Raw genomic sequence first — 1,584 nt, 5'->3', positions numbered from 1 at the left:
GTGCCGCGGGAGCCGCCGCGACCGGGGCGACGGTGGGCGCGGGAGCGGGTGCCGCGGGCGCGGGAGGTGCCGGGGGGACGTCCGCGGCCGGAGCCGGGGGAGCGGCGGGCTTCGCGAAGGGGTCCGCCTGCGCGGCAGGAGCGCCCGGCGCGGTCGTCTGCCAGGGGCTCGGGGACGTCGGCGGTGCCGCCGGTGCGGGGACCGGCGGGGTGCCGGTGGTCTCGTCGGTCACGGTCGGTGAACCTCGCTCTCCAGGTGGTCCAGGGCCTGCGCGAGCCGCGCGAGTCCCAGGTCGTCGTGGGGTGGTGGCCCGTACAGCAGAGCCTCAACCTCCGTCGTCGGGCGCCCCGTGGCGCGGACGACGGCGTCGACGAGCGTGTGCGCGTCGGCCGACCGGGCGAGCCCGAGGCGCTGCGCGCACCGCGACGCCGCACCGGCACGCAGCGCGGCGGCGGCGTGGCCGTACGACCGCGACCGGCGGTACAGCCGCCCGCGCCCGCGCGTGGTCTCGGCTGCCGGCACGACGACGGGCAGCGGCTCGGCGACGACGCGGCCGAGTCGCCGGCCCCGCCACACGGCGGCCGCGACGACGACGAGGACGAGTTGGAGCGCGACGAGCGGGACGGCCGGGGGGAGCAGGGCGCCGAGCCCGGGTCCGGCGCTCGCCTCGCTCCCGGCGCCGACGTCGTCGTACGACGGGATGTACCAGACCAGGCGGTCGTTCCGGCCGAGCATCCGCAGCACCAGCGCGGCGTTGCCGGCGGTGGCGAGGTGGTCGTTGGTGAGGGGGGCGCTGTCGGCGAGCGCGGTGACGCGCTGCGGGCCGTCGACGACGGCGTACGCGCCGGACCCCGGTGCGTCGCCCGGGCCGGGGAAGCACACGACGGCGTCGTCGGTGAGCGCCTGGAGCCCGCCGCTCGCGGTGATCGACCCGGCCGCCTGCGCATCGGGGTCGTCGCACTGCGCGGTGCGCTCCACGCCGTCGTCGGCGAACGGCGCGCCTGCCGCGGTCACGGCGTCGGTCGCGACGGACAGGGCGCGCACCGCGTCGACGAGCACGAGGTCGGCACCGGTCGCGACGAGCTCCTCCAGGACGGCGTCCTCGAGCACCAGGTCGCCGCCGATGACGAGCAGCGTCGTGCCCTCCTCCGCGAGCCGGACGGCGTCACCGTGCCGGCGGACGTACTCGACGTCGACCCCCTCGCGGCCGAGGATCTGCGCGGCCGCGCGCGCACCGCCGCCGTCAGGGTTGTCGGGCGCCAGCGGGTCGGCCGACGTGCGGGGCGTGGGCAGCGCCGCGAGCAGACCCGCGAGGGCGAGCAGCACGAGCACGACGAGGGGCGCACGCAGCCGCCGCCAGCGACGCCGGGCACGCGAGGCCGCCGTCGTGCCGTCGCCCACCACGGGGGCCGTCGTGACGCTCACGCGGGCACCGCCGGGTGGTCCGACGGCTCGCGCGACGGGGACGTCGGCCGGGTGGCGCGCACGCGCGCGTCGACGTCGCGCAGCCGGGCGTCGTCCTCGGCCGTCGCCGCGACGCCGCCGTAGGCGACACCGTCGAACAGGTCGCCCGCGACGCGCAGG

Annotated in this window: 1 protein-coding gene and 1 pseudogene; both read right to left on the bottom strand. The window is 79.2% G+C overall.

The features are described from left to right. A pseudogene (locus CBZ_RS21570) lies at positions 1-232 on the bottom strand (hypothetical protein); the annotation flags it as partial. After that, the gene (locus CBZ_RS20325) at positions 229-1,425 is read right to left on the bottom strand and encodes a DUF4350 domain-containing protein (RefSeq protein ID WP_130783228.1); all 1,197 of its coding nucleotides are present in this window, start codon (positions 1,423-1,425) and stop codon (positions 229-231) included. The pseudogene CBZ_RS21570 and the gene CBZ_RS20325, both read right to left, overlap by 4 nt. Positions 1,426-1,584 lie beyond the last annotated feature (159 nt).

This window comes from Cellulomonas biazotea (assembly GCF_004306155.1).
GTDB classification, from domain to species: Bacteria; Actinomycetota; Actinomycetes; order Actinomycetales; family Cellulomonadaceae; genus Cellulomonas; species Cellulomonas biazotea.
The sequence above is the reverse complement of the archived record's forward strand: the minus strand, read 5'-3'. Positions and strand labels throughout refer to the sequence as shown.